This is a genomic window from Tahibacter soli (assembly GCF_025717065.2).
Lineage (GTDB): Bacteria > Pseudomonadota > Gammaproteobacteria > Xanthomonadales > Rhodanobacteraceae > Tahibacter > Tahibacter soli.
Genome location: NZ_JAOVZO020000001.1, coordinates 301680 through 323072, shown reverse-complemented (window position 1 = coordinate 323072; position 21393 = coordinate 301680). Strand labels below are relative to the sequence as shown.

Below are 21393 nucleotides of genomic sequence, written 5' to 3'. Positions count from 1 at the left end.
AATGCAGATAGGCCCCTACACCCTCGATCCGCCGCTCGTGCTCGCGCCGATGGCCGGCGTCACCGACAAGCCGTTCCGCCAGCTGTGCAAGCGGCTCGGCGCGGGCCTCGCCGTGTCCGAGATGACGACGAGCGACCCGCGGCTGTGGCAGACGAAGAAGTCGCTGCACCGCATGGATCACGACGGCGAACCCGCGCCGATCAGCGTGCAGATCGCCGGCTACGATCCGGCGATGCTCGCCGACGCCGCACGCTACAACGTCGATCACGGCGCGCAGATCGTCGACATCAACATGGGCTGTCCGGCCAAGAAGGTCTGCAACGTCTACGCCGGCAGCGCGCTGCTGCAGGACGAACCGCTCGTCGCGCGCATCGTCGCGGCGGTGGTCAAGGCCGTGCCGGTGCCGGTCACGCTGAAGATCCGCACGGGCTGGAACCGCGACAACAGGAACGGCGTGACGATCGCGAAGATCGCGCAGGACTCGGGCATCGCCGCGCTCGCGGTGCACGGCCGCACGCGCGCCGACCTGTACAACGGCGATGCCGAGTACGACACGATCGCGGCGATCAAACAGGCCGTCTCGATTCCGGTCATGGCGAACGGCGACATCGACTCGCCGCGCAAGGCGCGCGACGTGCTGCGCGCCACCGGCGCCGACGCGCTCTTGATCGGCCGCGCGGCGCAGGGCCGGCCGTGGATCTTCCGCGAGGTGGCGCACTATCTCGCGACCGGCGAGCTGTTGCCGCCGCCCGGCCCGCACGCGGTCTGCGCGATCCTCGTCGAACACCTCGAACACCTGCACGCGTTCTACGGCGAACACCAGGGTGTGCGCTTCGCGCGCAAGCACCTGGGCTGGTACGCCAAGGACCGCCCCGAGAACGCCGCGTTCCGCGCGGTGGTCAACCGCGCCGAGACCGCGGCCGAACAGATACGCCTGACACGCGACTACTTCAACGCTCTGGCCGATGCCGCGCCGCTCGCGGCCTGAGGAGAAAATCCGCATGATCGTTCAACTGGCCCTTGCCGCCGCGCTCGCGCTCGCCGCGGCCGTTCCCGCCACCGACGCGCCGCTGTGGCCCGAACATCGCGCGAAGATCGACGGCTGGCGCGCGCGCGTCGACGCGGTCAACGCCGATCCCGGCATTCCGCCCGGCGACGGCGAAGGCAAGGCCGTCGCCGAAGAACTCGCGTCGACGCCGGCCGAAACGCTCACGGCCAAGGAATGGCTCGGCGAATGGCGCGTGCGCTCGATCCAGGGCACGCGCTACGGCGTGTTCACGTATCCGTGGTTCAAGGCGCGCGTCACCGAGCGAAACGGCAAGCTGTTCTTCGAAAAGACCACGGGCTCGCAGCGCCGCAGCGGTTGGCTGTATGCGCCGATCGACGGCGGCAAGGAGTGGGTGTTCGCCGGCGGCGCGTCGGTCAACGAAGATCCGCAGGTGCCGTACAGCCGCGACGCGGGCGCCGCCGCACCGGCCGAAACCGACAGCGTCGGCGTCGCCTGGAAGATCGGCGACGGCCGTCTCGTGATGGCGCTCGACGTGCGCGGCGACGACTACGAGATCTACCAGTTGAAGCGGCCCTGAGCGCCGCCTCGATTGACTTCGGACGTCTAAACGTCTCTACTCCCGCCCGCTGAAGGTTCCGGGAGTCACGCCCTGGATTAAAAGGGAATCCGGTTCGACTCCGGAGCTGCCCCGCAGCGGTAAGTGGAAACGAAATCGCCATCGGCACTGGTCGTAAAGACCGGGAAGCGGCGACGTAGGCCAGCGTCACGTCCATGAGCCCGAAGACCTGCCCCGGCCGAAAGCGCACGCGCTTTCGTACGACCTGAACCTCCGCGGGGAGGCGTCGGGCTGCCGGCGCACGCCCGCATTCCGATCCATTCCGCGATTTTCGGTTCGCCCGCGGGGGCGAAGGGTCACGGCGTGGACGCACCGCGGTCGCGGGGCTTTGCGCCGCCTTCGTTCCTCTGCGTCACTCAACGCTGGAGGAATCGCAATGTCTACCGTTACACTTTTGGGCTTTCCGCGCATCGGACTCAAGCGCGAACTGAAACGGGCGCTGGAGCTGTACTGGCGCGGCGAAATCGACGCCGCCGCGCTCGCCGACGCGGCCGCGAGCCTGCGCCGACGCCATTGGCAGCTCGCACGCGACGCCGGCGCCGACGTCGTGCCGGTCAACGATTTTTCGCTGTACGACCACGTGCTCGACCACGCCGTGCTGTTCGACGCGGTGCCCGACTCGCACCGGCCGCTGCTCGACGCCGATCCGCTGGCCGGCTACTTCGCGCTCGCGCGCGGCAGGCAGTCGGGCGGCCACGACCTGCGCGCGCTCGAGATGACGAAGTGGTTCGACACGAACTACCACTATCTCGTGCCCGAACTGACCGGCGACCAGGCGTTCCGCCTGCGCGGCGACAAGCCGGTCGCGCAGTTCAAGGAGGCGCGCGACGCGGGCTTTGCCGCGCGGCCGGTGCTGCTCGGGCCCGTGTCGTTCCTGCGCCTGTCCAAGCGCGTCGACGGCGGCGATCCGCTCGCGCTGCTCGATCGCCTGCTGCCGTGCTACGTCGAACTCCTCGGGCAATTGAAGGATGCCGGCGCGCAGTGGGTGCAGATCGACGAGCCGTGCCTCGTGCTCGATCTCGACGCCGCGGCGCACGATGCGTACCGCCGCGCGTACGACGCGCTCGCGTCGAGCGGTCCGCGCGTGATGCTCGCGACGTACTTCGGCGCGCTCGACGACAACGTCGCGCTCGCGGCGTCGCTGCCGGTCGACGGTCTGCACGTCGACCTCGCGCGTGCGCCCGAACAGCTCGCCGCGGTGCTCGCCGCGCTGCGCCCCGGGACGACGCTGAGCCTCGGCGTCGTCGACGGCCGCAACGTCTGGCGCGCCGACCTCGATCGCGCGCTCGCGCTCGCACGGCGCGCACGCGAAGCGCTCGGCGACGCGCGCGTGCAACTGAGCGCTTCGTGCTCGCTGCTGCACGTGCCGATCGATCTCGACGCGGAAACCGCGCTCGCGCCGCTCGTGCGCTCGTGGCTTGCCTTCGCGCGCCAGAAGATCGAAGAACTTCGCACGGTCGCCGACGCGCTCGCGGGCCACGAAGCGGCGATCGCTGCGTTGGCCGCCGCACGCGGCGTACGCGCGGCGCGGCTGCTCTCGCCGCTCGTGGTGAAGCCGGCGCTGCGCAAGCGGCTCGCGACGCTGCCGCCGGACCTCGGCGACCGCCGCAGCGGCTACGCCGAACGCGTCGCGCGGCAGAACGCGGCGTTCGCGCTGCCGGTACTGCCGACGACGACGATCGGCTCGTTCCCGCAGACGCAGGCGATTCGCGAGGCGCGCGCCAACCACCGCGCCGGGCGGCTTTCCGACCGCGAATACGACGCGTATCTCGAACGCGAGACCGCGCATGCCGTGCGCGTGCAGGAAGAACTCGGCATCGACGTGCTCGTGCACGGCGAGTTCGAGCGCAACGACATGGTCGAATACTTCGGCGAACAACTCGACGGCTACGCGTTCACGAAGCTCGGCTGGGTGCAGAGCTACGGCTCGCGCTGCGTCAAGCCGCCGATCATCTACGGCGACGTCGCGCGCCCCAAGCCGATGACGCTGCGCTGGTCGCGCTATGCGCAGTCGCTCACGCCGCGTCCGATGAAGGGCATGCTGACCGGCCCGGTGACGATGCTGAACTGGTCGTTCGTGCGCGACGACCAGCCGTGCGCCGATACCTGCCGTCAGATCGCGCTGGCGCTGCGCGACGAGGTGCTCGATCTTGAAGCCGCCGGCATCCGCGTGATCCAGATCGACGAGCCGGCGCTGCGCGAAGGCCTGCCGCTCAAGCGCGCCGACTGGGCCGCGTATCTCGCGTGGGCGGTCGAATGCTTCCGCCTCACGGCGAACGGCGTCGCGGACGGCACACAGATCCACACGCACATGTGCTATTCGGAGTTCAACGACATCATCGACGCGGTGGCCGCGATGGACGCGGACGTCGTATCGATCGAAACGTCGCGCTCGCGCATGGAGCTGCTCGACGCGTTCGTGCGCTTTCGCTATCCGAACGGCATCGGCCCGGGCGTGTACGACATCCACTCGCCGCGCGTGCCGAGCCGCGACGAGATGGTCGATCTCCTGCGCAAGGCGCTCGCGGTACTGCCGACGGGCAACGTGTGGATCAATCCCGACTGCGGGCTGAAGACGCGCGACTGGCCCGAAGTGCGGGCGGCGCTCGAAGCGATGGTGTCGGCGACGCAGGCGCTGCGCGAAGAACTCGCGGCGTGACGCGGCGTGCGCCGCGGGCATTCGCCCGTGGCGCACTTCTTCGCAAATTTCCGGGCAATCCGATTGATCAGGATCATTCCGCTGTCAGACGCAAAAGTTGCACCGAGTGGACACTTCGAAGTTTCCCGCCGGTGGTGCGAAGGCGAATGGCGGAGCGCTTGTCGGTGGTAGTCTCATGCCTCGGGGGGCACGCAGAAGATTGTCGAAGCTACCGTCGACTCGAGAGCCTCCAAAGCGCCGAGGCAGTCGTGAATGATGATATTTGTGAATTCATTGAAGCCACTGCGAGAACGCTCGCCATTTTCAGAAAAAATGCCGACGCTCTTCGCGAGGACAGCCGCTTCAAGAACGTGACGACGGCATTGATTCCTTGGACCAACACGAGCTCGTTCACCGAACAGAAGACGACATCGCTGAACTTTACGATCGATGCCGATCTCTTGAGATGGACGAACATCAACAAGAAGGCCGTGAGCGCATGCGTCGTCATCTGCTGCACCGAAGGTCGATGGCGGCTGGAGTGCGAATACGGTTGGAGCGGACAGGAAATCGGCTTCGATCAGGTCGAAGATGAGACCATCGAGTACGACACTGCGGATTCGCTGGTTGAGGATCTTGAAGGGCGCTCTATCGCGCTGCTGCGTTCTTTCGAAGCATTCCTTGCCGACTGTTGAGAACAGCCCGCCGGCGAGGAGCCCGCTGCGAACGCAGCTTGGCGCCGCGGGATTGCCCGCGGCGCCGATCCGTCGCTACAGCTCAAAGCCGTTCTTGAAGATCAGATCCGACACCGGCACGGTGACGGCGTAGGTGCAGCTCGTGTTGTACGCCGCGGCGATGCCGGCGACGTTCGCGCCCTGCGTCGCGGCGGCGTTGATCACGGCTTGCGCGGCGGTCTTCTGGTTCGCCGAGCCGGTCGTCATCGACAGGCCCACGAGAAACGCCTTGTCCATCATCGCGCCGCCGATTGCGTCGCGCGCGACGATGTTGCACGACGCCCAGTACTGGCCCGGGATATGCGGCGACGGCGATCCGAGATTGCTCGGATAGCTGTGGTTCGTGTGCCAGTTCGTCACGCGGCCGCCCCAGAACGGATTGTGGCCGTCGTAGCTGAAGACCCAGTTGTAGGCCGCGTCCGACGGCGTCCACTGGTTCGGGAAGTCGCGGCTGTACGCCTGCGCGAGGTAGTCGCCGACGCCTTCGGACAGGCCCTGCGTCTGCGACAGGCCGCCGTTCGTGAGCCAGTCGTGGATGCCGTGGCCGAGCTCGTGGATGATCACGTCGGCGTCCTGCGCATCGTCGACGCCGCCCTCGCCGAACACGAGTTCGCCGGTGCCGCTGTCGAAGTGCGAATTGTCGTCGCCGTTCTCGCCGTGCGCGTCGAAGCGCACGCCGCCGGTGTACTGGCGCGGCGTCACCGCGACGCCGAGCGTCGTGTTGATGTAACGCATGAACGTGTCGACGTGGTAGTACACGTTGACCGCATCGAACGTCAGCGCCGAACGCGTCACCGAGAAATCCGAAGATGCCTGCACCGGGCACGCGGCGTCGGTCGGCGGCTCCCACTGCCAGCACACGGCCTTCGGACCGTTCAGCGAATGCTGCCCGGCGCTCAGCGTGATCTCGCGCAGGGTGACCGAGGACAGTTGCGCGGTCAGTTGCGCCGAGTCGGCATTGTTGTTGTCCGGATAGCCGGTGGTGGCGTAGGCCACGCGCGCCGACGACAGCGGATCGGGCTTGAACACGGTGCCGGTGCCGTCGACGTTGTACGTCGTCGACTGCGCACGCAGCACGGTGCCGTCGTGCGCGTCGACGAGCACGTCCCAGCCGCCCACGCCGACCGCGCTGCTCATCGCTTCGGCGCGCCAGACGAGGTGCGTCTTGCCGTTCGCCACGTGCAGCATCAGCGCCGTCTTGCCGTGGCGCAGCGGCGCGCCGCCGAGGTAGCCGGCGACGACGACGAGCGCCCGATCGGCGTCGAGTTTCGGCGTCGTGTCGACGTCGGCGAGTCCGGTGACGACGTCGTTGGCGACGAAGATCACGCGGCCGTCGGACGCGGTCGATACGACGATGTCGCTGCCGTACACCGGCAGGCCCTGCGCCTGCTGCCGCACGCGCACGACACCGATGTTGCCGGTCAGGCGCTCGGAGGTCACCGCGAGATTCGCGACCGCCTGCGCATCGAGGCCGAGCGATTCGCCGCGCGCGGCGAGGTACTCGAGCGCCATGGCCTTCGGCGATGCCGGACGCGCGTTGAAATCCGGCGCGAACAGCGCGGCCGGCAGGCCGTCGGGCCGGTACTGGCCGTCGACGGCGTCGAACAGCGACGGCGTGTCGACGCCGCGCGTCAGCGCGTCGCGCACCGACTGCCGCTCGGCCTGCGACTGCGGCGACAGCGCCGCCGCGTTCGTTGCAATGCCGAGCATCAACACCGACGCAATGCCGCCGGCCAAGGTTTTGTTGCGAAGCTTCATTCCCATCCTCCGAGCGGAACCTCCGCGACCCCCGTCGCATCGATTCCAGATTGTTCCCCCACGATCGCCGGCTCCTGCAAGCGCCGGCCCCGATCCGCGCGCCCCGTGCGGATACGAACCATCGACCGTACCTTATCGACGGTATCGAGAGACAGTAGCGCGAGCAAGAAACCCGTCACATCCGCCGCGCGCCGCATGGAGGCATCCGTCCGGAGTCGCCCGGGCGGACACGGCATGGAGCCGCGCACCCGGTTCGGTGCGCGTCCGGTATCGAGGGAATGGCGCCGCGGCCGCCGCCGCGGCGCCGGGCGGAGTTACGGCTCGAAGCCGTTCTTGAAGATCACGTCGGACACCGGCACGGTGACCGCGTAGTTGCAGCTCGTGTTGTACGCCGCGGCGATCGGCGCGACGTTGGTGCCTTGCTCGGCGGCGGCGTTGATGATCGCCTGCGCGGCGGCTTTCTGGTTCGACGAGCCGTTGGTCATCGAAAGACCCACTAGGACGGCCTTGTCCATTGCCATGCCCCCGAGCGCGTCGCGTGCCACGATACTGCACGACGCGAAATACTGGCCCTGCTGGTGAATGCCCGAGCCGATATTGCCCGGATAGCTGTGGTTCGTGTGCCAGTTGGTCGCGCGGCCCGCCCACAGCCCGGGGGCATGTCCGTCGAAGTTGAACACCCAATGGTAGGCGGCGTCGGTGGCTACCCACTGGTTCGGGAAGTCGCGGCTGTAGCCTTGCGCGAGGTAGTCGCCGACGCCTTCGGACAGACCCTGCGACTGCGAGAGGTTGCCGTTCGTCACCCAGTCGTGAATGCCGTGCCCGAGCTCGTGGATGATGACGTCGGCGTCCTGCCCGTCGTTGACGCCGCCTTCGCCGAAGTAGAGATTGCCGCCGCTGTAGCGCGAATTGTCGGCGCCGCTTTCCGCATGCGGGTCGTATCGGACGCCGCCGCTGTAGTACCGCGTCGGCATCGCCGTTATGCCGAGCGTGACGTTGACGTAGCGCATGTACGTGTCGAGGTGGTAGTAGATGTTGACGGCGTCGAAAGTCAGCGCCGAGCGCGTGACCGAAAAGTCGGACGACGCACCGGTCGGGCACGCCGCGTCGGACGGGGCTTCGAGGGCGCGGCACGATGCGTACGGACCTTCGAGTCGATACTGGCCGCTTGCGAGCGTGATGTCGCGCAGCGTCACCGGGAACAGCTGTGCGGTGAACTGCGGCGAGTCGGCGTTGCCGTTGTCGCCGTAGCCGGGATCGCTCGCCGAAGCGCGCGCCGACGACAACGGATCGGGCTTGAACACCGTACCGGTTCCGTTCGCGTTGTACGTCGTCGACTGCGCGCGCAGGATGCTGCCGTCATGCGCGTCGACGAGCACGGCCCACGAGCCGATCGCCGGATCCGCGCTTTCGACCGACGTGCGCCAGGCAAGACGCGTCGCGCCGTCCGCGACGTGCAGCATCAGTTGCGGCGCATGCATCGAGCGGGCGTTGCCGCCGATATGCGTCGTCGCGGCCCGCGTCGCGTCCGCCGGGGCGTTCGACGGCACGGGATCGACCGTGTCGATGTCGGTTACCACCCCGTTCGCGACAAAGATCACACGGCCGTCCGAGGCGGTCGACACGACGATGTCGCTGCCGTACACCGGCAGGCCCTGCGATTGCTGCCGCATGCGCACGACCCCGATGCCGTCGGTCAGGCGCTCGGACGTCACGGAAAGATTCGCCACCGCCTGAGGGTCGAGCCCGAGCGTTGCGCCGCGCGCGGCGAGAAATTCGAGCGCCATCGCCTTCGGCGTCGACGGTCGCGCGCTGAAGTCCGGCGAAAACAGCGTGGCGGGTACTCCGTCCGCACGATACTGGCCGTCCGCGCGGTCGAAAACGACAGGGTCGCCGACGCCGACCGTGAGCGCGTCCCTGACGAGCATCGCCTGGTCGATCACGTGCGCCGCGCGTGCGACGGCGTCGCCGGGCGCGACGAGCGTCAACGCGGCGGCCAGCGCCCCCGCGAGTATGCGTATCTTTAGCATCATTGCCTCCGTTGCGTATCTGTGAACCGGCCGGCGTCAAGCCGACCGGCATTGCACTCCCGATACGCCCCCCGGCAACGGGACGGCCACGCTAACGCATTGGAAATCCAGCGGATTGGAACAAAAATGGCGCGGTGTCCAGATTCGCCGACGCATGTTTGAACGGCGACGGACGCGGCGGCGGGGGCCGGCGGCGCAGGTGCAATGGCAACGTTGTGCCGCTATCATTGCGCGTTCCCATCCATCTCTCTATCTCGAATAACGGATACTTGCCGCGATGAGCAGCTACCTCTTCACTTCCGAGTCCGTGTCCGAAGGTCATCCGGACAAGGTTGCCGACCAGATTTCCGACGCCGTGCTCGACGCCATCCTCGCCCAGGACAAGCGCGCCCGCGTGGCTTGCGAAACCCTGGTGAAGACCGGCGTGGCGATCGTCGCCGGCGAGGTCACCACCTCCGCCTGGATCGACCTCGAAGCGCTCACGCGCAAGGTCATCCTGGACATCGGCTACGACTCGTCCGACGTCGGCTTCGACGGCGCCACCTGCGGCGTGCTGAACCTGATCGGCAAGCAGTCGCCCGACATCAACCAGGGCGTCGACCGCAAGAGCCCGGAAGAACAGGGCGCCGGCGACCAGGGCCTGATGTTCGGCTACGCGACGAACGAAACGAAGGACATGATGCCGGCCGCGATCTACTACTCGCACCGTCTCGTCGAACAGCAGGCCAAGGTGCGCAAGGCGAAGAAGTCGCCGCTGCCGTGGCTGCGTCCGGACGCCAAGAGCCAGGTCACGCTGCGCTATGAAAACGGCAAGGCCGTCGCGATCGACGCCGTGGTGCTCTCCACGCAGCACGACCCGTCGGTCAAGCACAAGGACCTGAAAGAAGGCGTGATGGAAACCATCATCAAGCCGGTCCTGCCGACCAAGTGGATCCACAAGGGCACGAAGTTCCACATCAACCCGACCGGCAAGTTCGTGATCGGCGGCCCGGTGGGCGACTGCGGCCTGACCGGCCGCAAGATCATCGTCGACACGTACGGCGGCTGGGCCCGCCACGGCGGCGGCGCGTTCTCGGGCAAGGATCCGTCGAAGGTCGACCGTTCGGCCGCTTACGCGGCGCGCTACGTCGCCAAGAACGTCGTGGCGGCCGGCCTCGCCGACCGTTGCGAAATCCAGGTCTCGTACGCGATCGGCGTGGCCGAGCCGACCTCGATCTCGGTGACCACGTTCGGCACGGGCAAGATCAGCGACGACAAGATCGAAAAGCTGATCCGCAAGCATTTCGACCTGCGTCCGTACGGCATCATCCAGATGCTCGACCTGATCCACCCGATGTACCAGCAGACCGCGAGCTACGGCCACTTCGGCCGCACGCCGTACGACGTGAAGACCGAGAGCGGCGAGAAGTACACCGCGTTCTCGTGGGAAAAGACCGACAAGGCCGACGCGCTGCGCGCGGACGCCAAGATCAAGTAAGCGATCGGTTTCCAAGGCACCGAAAGACAGGGCCGCCTCGTGCGGCCCTTCTTTTTGGCCGCGATGCGCCTTCGTGACCATACTCGCAGCCGTTTTACGGTTGGCTCGGGCTGCACGCCACCACTTCAGGGGAATCGATGTCGCTCCGATGCGCACTGACGGCGTCCACGCTCGCCGCGCTCGTGCTGTCCGCCGATGCTGCGACCGCACCGGCCGCCGACTGGCGTCACGTCGAGCCCGCGCCGCCGCGTGCCGTCGCGTTCGACCGTTTCGTGCCCGACGGCCGCGACGGCATCTGGGCGTTCGACGACGGCGCGGTACGGCACATCGATGCCTCGGGCCGCGCGACGGTCGCCGATCGCGTACTGCTCGGCGTCGACGGCGCCAGGCGCGAATTCGGCGACGGCCTTGCGCTCGCCGACGGCGGCGCGATCGTTTTCAGCCGCGGCGACGGCGCCTGCCGGATCGGGCGCGTCGACGCACAGGCACACCTCGCGTGGTCGCGCGACGAGCCTGACGGATGCGCCCGGATCGCCGCCGATGCCGGCGGGACGACCTGGTTTTCCGGCCTCCGCCGCCTCGCGCGGATCGGCCGCGACGGCGCCATGGCGGCGCAAGTTGATCTTTCTCTTTTTGGGCTCGCGGACACTACGGCGCTCGCGGTGGACGCCGACGGCGGCGCGATCGTCGCGGTGCGCGATGCGCGGCAAAACGCGTCCACGCACGTCGCGAGCTACGCGCCGGACGGCCGGCAGCGCTGGGTCCGCGACGGTGGCAGCGCGTCCGTCACGGCCATCGCGATACTCGAGAACGGCGACGTCGTCACCGCCGGCATCGGCGCCGCCGGGCAGCGCGGGCCGCTGCAGATCGCCGCGATGTCGCCCGACGGCACGCCACGGTGGACGCGCACCGTCGCCGGCGACGAGGACGACTCGCAGGCGCAGCTGTTCGCCGACGCCGACGGGCTCGTCGTCGTCGGCCACCATGCCGTCGGCAGCACCGGCACCAGCACGACCGTCGCGCGCCTGACGCACGCGGGCGCGGTGCGCTGGCAGGCGTCGTCCTGCAACGGCCGGTTCGACAGGGCGACCGCATCGCCGGCCGGCGATGTCGCGGTCGGCTGCATCGACAGGACGCCGGGCCTCCATCGCTGGAACGAGGACGGCCAACGAGCGGCGTTCATCGCCGTGCCGTGGTCGTACGTCACCGACCTCGACTTCGGGCCGCGCGGCACGCTGCTGGCCACGGGCTACACCGATCCCCCGCCGGCCGGCGGCGAGATCAACGCGCTCGCGTTCGACGTCGCCGGCAACGCCGTGGCTTCGCCGCTCGCGGGCGTCGTGCAGTCCGATATCGGCGAAGCGCTCGCGCAGCACGTCGCGCCGGACGGAACGACCTACCTCGCCTCGCGCTCGGGTTACCTCTCCGGACCGCGCGGCGAACGCCTGAGCAAGATCGACGCGCGCGGCAACGTGCTGTGGTCGCGCGACATCGGCCACCGCCTGCGTGCGACCTACAGCATCGTCGCGCGCGCCGACCGCGTCTGCGCGACCGGTCGTTTCCTGCCGTCGTCGGGGTTCGACGCCTACGCCTGGACCAACCTGTGCCTCGACGCCGCGACCGGCGACATCCTGTGGCAGGAAGGCGTCTCGGCGACGCAGGCGCAGTCGTTTGCCGGACTGCTCGACGACGGACGCCTGTTCGCGGTGTTCGCAGGAAACGGCGCATTCCAGGTCATGCGCATCGATCGCGACGGCCGTCCGCGGCTGGCACCGCCGATCGCCGGCCTTCCCGTCGCTGCGACGATCGAAGGATCGGGCCGCACGACGGTGGCGATCGCAAACAGCCCGTACCAGCCGACGGCATTGAACCTCGTGCGGCTGGACGCGAACGGCGCCGTCGTGTTCTCCACGAACGAGCCCGCATCGGCCAGCCCCTGTTTCCGATCGCCCTCGCCGTGGCGCCGGACGGCACGTCCTACCTGCTCGCGGCAACCGGCAGCGGCGGCGACCTGCGCGCGATCGATGCGGCCGGCACGCTGCGCTGGCGCAAGGCGATTGCCTTTTCCACGGGATACGCGCCGCCTTTCGGCAATCTTCTCGCCACACGCGACGCGGTCTACGTGTACCAGAACGCCTCGACGCCGCCGAGCGACGCGCCGCCCGATACGAACTGGGCCGATACGAACTGGGTGATGCGCATCGCGGCAGCCGACGGCGCCATCGAATGGCGACGCTCCACGAGCAGCCCGGCCGTGCAGCAGAAGGCCGGCGTCATGGCGATCGACGATGCCGGCGACACGCTCATCGTCGCGACCACGAACGAAAACCGTCTCCGCCTGCAGACGATCGCGACCGCGACGGGCCAACCCCGGCAGGACCGCACGATCCGCTGCGCGGACGCCTGTTCGCCGCCGGTCGGCGTCGGCCTTGGTCGCGACGGCACGGCGCGCGTGGGCATCACCGGGATCGACACGCAGGCCGGTCAGGCCGCCTTCCTGCTGGGCGTCGACATGACCGCGCCCCCTCCGACCCGCCTCGACCAGCCCGGCATCGCCGGCGCCTGGTGGTCGCCGTACGCCAACGGCGAGGGCTTCGTGCTCGACTACCTGCCCGATTCGCGCACGCTGTTCATGCCGTGGTTCACGTTCTCGCGCGACGGCGGCAACGACCCGGCCGGCCAGCGCTGGTACGTCGTGCAGGGCCAGGTGCCGGCGAACGCGGTCGAGGTCGAGCTGCCGATCACCGAATCGACCGGCGGCGCGTTCGACGCCGGCCCCGCGACGACGCCGGCGATCGTCGGCAAGGCGACGCTGACATTTACCGATTGCGACAACGGTACTTTGCGCTATCGCTTCGACGAAGGCCGCAACGGCGGCGCGACCGGCACGATCACGCTCTCGCGCCTGTCGCCCGCGACGCACGAGTGCCTCCTCGCCGACGGCACGACGCAGACGCGCACGAGCGCGCCGGCCAACGGCTTCGACGCGCGCATGTCCGGCTCGTGGTTCGAACCGGCGACGTCGGGCCAGGGCCTGCAGCTGACCGTGCAGCCCGGGGGCATCTTCTTCGCGCCGTGGTTCACCTACGACCCGGCAGGCATTTCGGACGATCCCGGCAAGCAGCGCTGGTACACCGTGCAGGGTTCGCTCGCGAACGCGCGCAACGGCGTCGTCGAACTGCCGATCGTGCAGACCATCGGCGGCGCGTTCGACAGCGTGCCGACGAACAACATGTACGCGGTCGGCAAGGCGACGATCACGATGCTCGCCTGCGACCGCGCGACACTCGACTACCGCTTCGACGACAACGAACTCGCCGCGCCGATGCGGGCGCGCAGCGGGTCGATCGACCTCGTCAAGGCCGGCGGCTGCGCGCCGTAACGGCGCGACTCGGAATCGGCGACCGCGCCGCTAATACGCGCAGAGCCCGCTACGACGGCCTGCGCGTGTCGTAATGTATCGGTTCCGGCATCGACCGCCGGAGTAAACAAGTGTACGAAGCCGGCGCTTGGGGGGACGCCGGCACGCACGCGTCTTCGTGGCATTCGTTGATGGAGTCGTCATGTCCGTATTGTTCCGTTTCGCGCGTTTCGGCATCGCCGCCGCATTGTCGGTGCCGCTCGCCGCCTGGGCGTGGAACCGCCCGATCGAAGATCCCGCGCGCAGCGCCGTCGCGTTCACGCAAGGCAGCGGCAACGCCGCGGGCCGCTACTGGGGCATCAGCACCTCGCTGCAGGAAATCGCGGTGCTGCACTATGCCGACGGCACCACCTCGCCCGCGGCCTTCGCATCGCATCACGGCGACGTCGTGGCGGCGACTCTGACGAACGAACAAGGCGAACTCCTGACGATCCAGCACGACGGCACGTTTGTCGGCCGCTGCCGCATCGTCAAGTACGACACCGGCGCGACGCTGCGCTGGGAGACGCAGACCGACGAGGTGCCGTGCGGTCTCGGTCCGCCGGTCGGCTCGCGCCTGTTTCCCGCGCAGAACGCCAGCGTCGTCGCGAGCGTGCCGAACCGCATCGTGCGGCTCGGCACCGACGGCCGGATTCTCGCGCGGCTCGACACGACGACGATGATCGGCACGCTCGACACCGTCGACCCGCGCAACGGCTCGCTGTACACGATCGACGCGGCCGAAGCCGCGCCGCAGATCGCCGCGTACGACACGCAAGGCACGCGCCGCTGGGTCAAGCCGCTCGACGGCCGCGGGCTGTCGGCCGTCGCGCCCGACGGTTCGCTGCGCGTCGCGGGCGTCAGGCGCAGCGGCGGCCTGTTTCTCGCCGCCTACGCCGCGAACGACGGTGCGCTCCTGTGGTCGACCGCGGTCGAGCCGACGACGTCGACGAACGAGTACGTCAACCTGCGCGCGCCGATCGTCGACGCGAACGGCGCGACGTTCCTCGCCAGCGGCATCGGCGCCGCGGCCGCGGTCAAGCTCGATGCGAACGGTCAGGTCGCGTGGCGCGCGAACCGCGCCGATCTCGGCATTCCCGCCGATGCGAACCTGATCAACGCGGCGCTGGCGCCCGACGGCGACCTCGTCGTCACGCACAACGACCGCGCGACTCGCCTGGACGCGGCCGGCGCCAAGCGCTACAGCAAGGTCGTCGTACATCCGACCGCGCCGGCGCGCGTGCTGTCGGTCGTCGCGTTCGAGGCCGACGGCACCGCGGTGCTGCAGGTGTACGCCACGGGTTCTCAGCAGGCGCCGTTCGTGCGCATCGCACCCGACGGCACCGATCGCAGCGCGCCGCAGACGCTCGTGTCGAACGGTTCGGCGTCGGCCGAGCGTGCGCTGCTCGCGGACGGCTCGATCGTTTCGTGGTCGATCGGCCACAGCGGCGCACGCGAACTCGTGCGCATCGGTGCCGACGGCGGCACGCTCTGGCGCAAGGCGACGCCGGGTTCGTGGATTCCGAGCGTCAACGCAGAGGCGTTCGGTACGATCGCCGCGGGCGACGGCCGCGTCTGCGTGCTCGGCGCACAGCCGCGCAGCGACAACCTCGTCGACCAGGTTCTCGCCTGCCATCGCATCGACGACGGCGGCGAGCTGTGGACGCGCAAGCTGTTCGAGCGCGCGCAGTTCTGGACGAACGACGCGAACGGCCGTCTGCGCATCGACGCCGACGGCACGCTCGTCGCGTGGTACGAGATCGGCACGACCGACATCGGCGGCAACGTGACGAGTTCGGTCGGCTATACGCGGTTCGGCCGCGACGGCAACGTGCTGGCGACGCGCGCACTCGCGCCGGACACGCACATCCTCGACACGTCGCCGCCGGACGCGCCGTTCGCGCTGATCCGCGCCGGCGCCGAAGCGGTGGTCTTCGGTGCCGACGGCGGCGAGCGCTATCGCTTCGCGACCAGCCGCACCGAGCCGCTGGTGGGTGCGTTCGGCGCGGACGGCAGCCTCGTCGCGATCTACCTGTTCGGCGGATCGCCGCCGACGGGCAGCGCGTCGCGCTACGACGCGACCGGACACAAGCTGTGGACGCAGCCGTTCGAGGCGAGCGCGTCCGGCCTCAAGCCGCCCGTCATCGTCGGCGACAGCGTGTATGTCGCGAGCTGTTGCATCGGCGCGGGTGCCGCGCGGCGCGTCGCCAAGCTCAGTCTCGAAGACGGTTCGGTGCGCTGGCAGCGCGACCTGCCGCCGCTGACGAACGCGACGGCGTCGCCGTCCGCGCTCGTCGCGACCCCGGACGGCGACGCCGTCGCGAGCGTCTCGGCGTCGGCGCGCACGATCGACGTCGACGTGCTCGACACGCTCGACGGCACCGTGCGCGCGCGCCATCGCGAAGCGTGCCGCACGCTCGGCTGCACGACCGCACGGCCGCTCGTCTCCGGTACGACCCTGCACGGCCTGGACGCCGCACTGGGCGGCACGTCGGCGCTGTTCACGTGGCCGATCCCGGCCGCGCAGAACGCGTTCGTGCGCATCGACCAGATCGGCATCGCGGGACCGTGGTGGTCGCCGTACGCGAACGGCGAAGGCATCGTGATCGACTTCCTGCCGGACAGCCGCACGTTCTTCGCACCGTGGTTCACGTTCTCGCGCGGCGGCGGCAACGATCCGGCGGGCCAGCGCTGGTACGTCGTGCAGGGCCAGGTGCCGGCGAACGCCAGGAGCGTCGAGCTGCCGATCACCGAAACCACCGGCGGCAACTTCGACGCCGGCCCCACGGTGCAGGCGCGCATCGTCGGCAAGGCGACGTTCACTTTTACCGATTGCAACAACGGCACCATGCAGTACGCCTTCGACGCGGCGACGAACGGCGCCGCCAGCGGCACGATCACGCTCACGCGTCTGACGCCCGCGACGGAAAGCTGCGTGCTCGCCGACGGCACGACGCGGCCGGGCAACGCCGCGCCGCCGGCGAACGACTTCGACACGCATCAGTCGGGCTCGTGGTTCGAAACCGCGACGTCGGGCCAGGGACTGCAGTTCACGGTGCAGCCCGGCGGCGTGTTCTTCGCGCCGTGGTTCACGTTCGATCCGGCCGGCCCTGCCGACGATCCGGGTCGCCAGCGCTGGTTCACGCTGCAGGGCGGCCTCGCCGGTGCGCGCAACGGCGTCGTCGAGGTGCCGATCGTGCAGACGATCGGCGGCGCGTTCGACAGCGTGCCGACGAGCAACATGACCATCGTCGGCAAGGCCACCGTCACGTTCGCCGCGTGCGACAGGGCGAAAGTCGACTATCGCTTCGACGACAACGATCTGGCCGGCGCGATGCGCACGCTCGCCGGCAGCATCGACCTCGTCAAGATCGGCGGTTGCGCGAGCCGCTGAAGGTTCGCGTTGCCGCGACAGCACCCGACGACCGCCCTCCGGCGGTCGTCGGCGTTTGTGCGCGACGCGTCCTCGTACCGGGAGATTTCATGCAGCGCAGCTCGGCCGCCACCTGAGACTGACCGTTATCAGTCGCATGGATGACTGATATCCTGCCGGACCTCAGTCTTGCGTCGAGTCGAGTCATGTCCCGAATCCTGCGTTCCCTCGCCTGCCTGGGCCTTCTCGTCGGCGCGAGCGGCGCCGCCTTCGCGGCGAAGGTCAAGCCGCCGAGCGCTATCTTCGGCGAGGCCACGACGAGCATCGTCGCGGTGCGGTTCGTCGAGGTCGGCCCGACCGGCCGGCTCGTGTTCCGCCGTGTCGAAAAGCTCGGCGGCAACGACGAGATTCCCGAACTCATCGACGTGTCCGGGCCGGCCGAACTGCCCGGTCTCATCGATCACAAAGATACGTACCTGATCGCCTACACGCGCTATCGACGCGAGGCCGAACGCCTGATCGTCAATCGCCTCGGCGCGCAGCTGCTCGTGTCGGCCGGCATGGAACCGGCGCTGTGGCGCGATACGAAAAAAGCGCGCGAGATACTGGCGTGGAATCCCGGCAAGGGCGAGGAGGCGCAGAAGCAGCGTCTGCCCGAGCTGATCGCGCTGCTCGACGCGAGCGACCCGCAGTTCCAGAACTTCGCCGCGGCCGAAATCGTGCTGCGCCCGTCGCTGACGAAGCATCTGGACGCCGCCGCGCGCGAGCGCCTGCGTGCCTTCGCGCGCGGCCAGGGCGGCCATGTCGCCGCGCGTACGCGCCTGCTCGAAGCGGCCAGCCAGAAGCTCGCCGGTTTCGACGAGCCGCAATGGCGCGAAATCGCGCAGCACGTGCTGGCGGTAACGCCGACGCGCGTGCAGCAGACCGACGGCTACGCCAGCCTCGTGCGCTTCGCGTTCGCGATTCTGGAGAACGGCCGCGAAGTGACCGCGCCGGGCGTGCTCGAACGCTGGGTGGCGTCGGACAACGCGGCGCTGGCGGAAGCATCGCTGCTGGCGCTGCGGCGCGAGGCGCCCGAGCGCGAGCTCGCCGCGCTCGAAGCGACCCTGTCGCTGTCGCTGCTGCCGGCCGGTACGCGCGAATTCCTGCTCGACCACCGGCGGCGCCTGGTCGCCGCGACCGCTTCGACGGCGCGATGACCCCCGGGCGTTCGTGCCCGAACAATCGTTCGAGACAAGATACCCGGAAGTGCGGCATCATCGCGAAGGCTGAATTGCATCAGTCTGAAGTCCTATTAGATGGGGGTACCTGAGATGTACAGACATCACCGCATGGCCAAGGCGGCGTTCGCGGGCGTGGTTGCGCTCGCCGCGACCGACGCGTGGTCCGCCGAAGGCGTCGTGGTCGGCCATGCCGCACACTCCGACGTTTCGCCGCCGATGCGCGACATCCTCCAGACGTTCCCGCCGCCGGCACCGGTCGGCGACGGCGAAGACGTCTATGTCGTGCCGAACCAGTTCATCAAGCCGCGCTCGTCCGCGATCAGCGAGTTCCTGCGCGGCCTGTCGACGCGTCAGGCGCAGACCGGCCCGACCGGCACGCCGGCGCCGAGCACGATCCTCGCCGCGAACGGCCTGTCGCTCTCGGTCGGCGGCGGCGGCGTACCGCCCGATACGAACGGCGACGTCAGCCCGACGCATTTCATCCAGTGGATCAATACGAGCTGGGCGATCTTCGACAAGACGACCGGTGCGCGCCTGAACGGCCCGACGGCCGGCAACTCGTTCTTCGCCGGCTTCGGCGGCAAGTGCCAGACCACGAACTCCGGCGACCCGCTGGCCGTCTGGGACGACCGCGCGCAGCGCTGGGTCATGAGCCAGTTCACGACCGGCGCCAACTCGAGCCAGTGCGTCGCGGTGTCGACCACGAGCGATCCGCTCGGCACGTACTACCGCTACGAATTCAAGTGGCCGACCGCGCCGGTGATGGTGTTCGGCGACTACCCGCACATGGGCGTGTGGACCGACGAATCGGCCCGGCAGAACGCCTATCTCCTCGTCACGCACGAATTCAACAACTCGACGCAAGCGTTCCTCGGCGCGGCGTACATCGCGCTCGACCGCGACAAGATGCTCGCGGGCGCGCCCGCGGCGCAGGTCGCGATGGTGCGCTTCGCCGGCTTTGACGCCTACGGCGCGGAACCGGCGCATCTGGACGGTACGCTGCACGCCAAGGCCGGCAGCTGCCCGACCTTCGTCCACTTCGACTCGAGCGCGGCCGAATACCTGTTCTGGGACATGTGCCTCGACTGGACGACACCGGCCAACGCCACGATCAGCGCGCAGCCGCAGCGCGTCGCGGCGAAGACGCCGTTCGTGCCGAACTTCACCGCCGTGCCGCAGCTCGGCTCGTCGGTGCCGCTCGACGCGTTCGGCACGCACATCATGTATCGCGCCTCGAGCCGCGCGTTCCCGCCCGGTTCGCCCACGCGCCTGTCGATGGTCGTCAACCACGGCGTGACCGGCCCCGCAGGCCAGGGCGCGATCCGCTGGACGCATTTCGACCTGTCGCAGCCGGGCCAGCGCTTCGACGGGATCTTCGCCAACGGCTTCGAGACGACCCCGACCACGTTCGCGCTGAACAAGCAGATCGTCGACGAAGGCACGTACGCGCCCGACACCAATACGCGCTGGATGGGCGGCATCGCCATCGACCAGGGCGGCAACATCGGCGTCGGCTACAACGTGTCGAGCGCGACCATCAATCCGCGCCTGATGATCAACGGCCGCGCGCTGTCCGATCCGGACGGCACGCTGCGCGACGAACAGGCGTGCACGCCGGCGACGACCGGCTCGCAGACCGGTTCGTTCAGCGGTCGCGGCCGCTGGGGCGACTACACGTCGATGAGCGTCGACCCGGCCGACGAATGCACGTTCTGGTTCACCGGCGAGTTCTATCCGACGACCAGCACGAACCAGTGGTCCACGCGCATCTGCAGCTTCAAGTTCGCCGAGTGCGGCCTGCCGGCGCTCAAGCTGGTGTCGGAATCGGCGCCGCGTCTTGAAGTGTGCGGCGCGACGCCGGGCGCCGATCCGTCGTGGAACCTGCTCGCCGGCACGGTGGGCGGCTTCAACGCGGCGGTCACGCTGTCGGCTGCCGGCCAGCCGGCCGGTACGACGCCGACGTTCTCGGTCAATCCGCTGCCCTCGACGCCAGGCGGCAGCACGCTGACCCTGACCGGCGGCCACGGCGCCGCGACCGGCGAATACACGATCAACGTCACCGGCACCGGCGGTTCGCAGACGAGCGCCGTCGCGCTCGAACTCGGCATCTCGGCGACCGCGGCCACGGCCCCGACGCTGACCGCGCCGGCCAACGCCGCGACCGGCGTGAAGGTGCGCCCGACGCTGACGTGGGGGGCCGTCGCCGGCGCGCTGACGTATCGCGTCGAGGTCGCGACCGACAACGCGTTCGCGAACATCGTGGCGACCACCGTCGTGACGGGCACGAGCTGGGGCGTCGACACGACGCTCGCGTCGAGCACGCAGTACTTCTGGCGCGTCACGCCGCAGAACTATTGCGGCGACGGCGCGGCCTCGTCGGTGTTCTCGTTCACGACCGGCGTTCCGGGCACCTGCCCGGCCGGCACGACGCTGACCAATGTCGCGACGTACGCGTTCGACGGCGGCGCCGAACCGGCGTGGACCGCCGGCGCTCCGGGCGATGCGGGCGGCACGGCTTGGACGAACACGACGCCGCTGGCCGGCACGACCGGCTTCACCGGCAACGTCTGGCGCGTGCCGAACAACACCGTCACGAGCGATCGCTCGGTCCTGTCGCCGAGCATCGCGATTCCGGCCGCGCAGGCCGTGATCCTGTCGTTCGACACGTACCACAGCTTCGAAATCGAAGGCACGACCGGCTGCTGGGATGCCGCATCGCTCGAAGCCAAGCTCAATGCCGGCGCGTTCGACCACCTGGCCGCGAGCCGCTTCTTCACCGACGCGTACAACGGCACGATCGAAGCCGGCGCGCCGCTGGCCGGCCGTCAGGCATGGTGCCGCCAGGCCAGCACGGGCACGGCGGCCAAGCGCTCGATCGTCGACCTCGACGATTTCGCCGGCCAGACGCTGCAGCTGCGCTTCCGCGCGACGACCGACAGCAACACCGCGGCAGCCGCGCCGAACGGCATGGTGATCGACAACGTCAAGATCGACGTCTGCCAGTAAAACCGGACGGTCGAGACTGACCGCGCAAAACGAAGCCCGGCGATCCTCGCGGATCGCCGGGCTTTTTTTCGCGACACTAAAGAGCCAAGGAATGAACCGGCGGCGCGCGACTCCCCGTCGAGCGGTCCG

General features: G+C 69.1%; 12 protein-coding genes and 1 riboswitch. Of the genes, 10 read left to right on the top strand and 2 right to left on the bottom strand.

Annotated elements, in window-relative coordinates; genetic code table 11:
* Position 1 precedes the first annotated feature (1 nt).
* The 4 genes from dusB to OD750_RS01405 all read left to right on the top strand — a co-directional run bounded on the left by dusB (position 2) and on the right by OD750_RS01405 (position 4958).
* On the top strand, positions 2–988 hold the full coding sequence (gene dusB, locus OD750_RS01420; RefSeq protein WP_263543071.1) for a tRNA dihydrouridine synthase DusB: 987 nt from the start codon (positions 2–4) through the stop codon (positions 986–988).
* A gap of 13 nt (positions 989–1001) precedes the next feature.
* Positions 1002–1586, top strand: coding sequence for a DUF4893 domain-containing protein (locus OD750_RS01415; protein WP_263543070.1), 585 nt, complete (start codon positions 1002–1004; stop codon positions 1584–1586).
* Positions 1587–1621: 35 nt separating this feature from the next.
* Positions 1622–1816, top strand: a riboswitch (cobalamin riboswitch).
* A gap of 185 nt (positions 1817–2001) precedes the next feature.
* Positions 2002–4284: a 5-methyltetrahydropteroyltriglutamate--homocysteine S-methyltransferase gene (gene metE / locus OD750_RS01410; RefSeq protein WP_263543069.1), complete on the top strand. Its 2283-nt coding sequence runs from the start codon at positions 2002–2004 to the stop codon at positions 4282–4284.
* A gap of 248 nt (positions 4285–4532) precedes the next feature.
* Positions 4533–4958, top strand: coding sequence for a hypothetical protein (locus OD750_RS01405; RefSeq protein ID WP_263543068.1), 426 nt, complete (start codon positions 4533–4535; stop codon positions 4956–4958).
* 75 nt (positions 4959–5033) lie between these two features.
* Here OD750_RS01405 and OD750_RS01400 read toward each other — a convergent pair whose 3' ends face one another.
* The gene (locus tag OD750_RS01400; protein ID WP_263543067.1) at positions 5034–6755 is read right to left on the bottom strand and encodes a hypothetical protein; all 1722 of its coding nucleotides are present in this window, start codon (positions 6753–6755) and stop codon (positions 5034–5036) included.
* Positions 6756–7069: 314 nt separating this feature from the next.
* On the bottom strand, positions 7070–8785 hold the full coding sequence (locus OD750_RS01395) for a hypothetical protein (RefSeq protein WP_263543066.1): 1716 nt from the start codon (positions 8783–8785) through the stop codon (positions 7070–7072).
* Between the two features lie 277 nt (positions 8786–9062).
* Between OD750_RS01395 and metK the strand changes: the two genes are divergently transcribed.
* The 6 genes from metK (at position 9063) to OD750_RS01365 (ending at position 21264) form a co-directional block, all read left to right on the top strand.
* The gene (gene metK, locus OD750_RS01390; RefSeq protein ID WP_263543065.1) at positions 9063–10262 is read left to right on the top strand and encodes a methionine adenosyltransferase; all 1200 of its coding nucleotides are present in this window, start codon (positions 9063–9065) and stop codon (positions 10260–10262) included.
* A gap of 137 nt (positions 10263–10399) precedes the next feature.
* A complete protein-coding gene (locus OD750_RS01385) occupies positions 10400–12457 on the top strand; it encodes a PQQ-binding-like beta-propeller repeat protein (RefSeq protein WP_272841738.1) in 2058 nt (685 codons plus the stop codon).
* Positions 12385–13644, top strand: coding sequence for a hypothetical protein (locus OD750_RS01380; RefSeq protein ID WP_272841737.1), 1260 nt, complete (start codon positions 12385–12387; stop codon positions 13642–13644). Before OD750_RS01385 ends, OD750_RS01380 begins: the two co-directional genes overlap by 73 nt.
* 181 nt (positions 13645–13825) lie before the next feature.
* A complete protein-coding gene (locus OD750_RS01375) occupies positions 13826–17056 on the top strand; it encodes a PQQ-binding-like beta-propeller repeat protein (RefSeq protein WP_263543063.1) in 3231 nt (1076 codons plus the stop codon).
* Between the two features lie 185 nt (positions 17057–17241).
* Positions 17242–18234, top strand: coding sequence for a hypothetical protein (locus tag OD750_RS01370; protein WP_263543062.1), 993 nt, complete (start codon positions 17242–17244; stop codon positions 18232–18234).
* A 114-nt stretch (positions 18235–18348) separates the two neighbouring features.
* Positions 18349–21264 carry an immune inhibitor A gene (locus OD750_RS01365; protein WP_263543061.1) on the top strand — a complete coding sequence of 972 codons (2916 nt, stop codon included), beginning with the start codon at positions 18349–18351 and terminating at the stop codon, positions 21262–21264.
* Positions 21265–21393 lie beyond the last annotated feature (129 nt).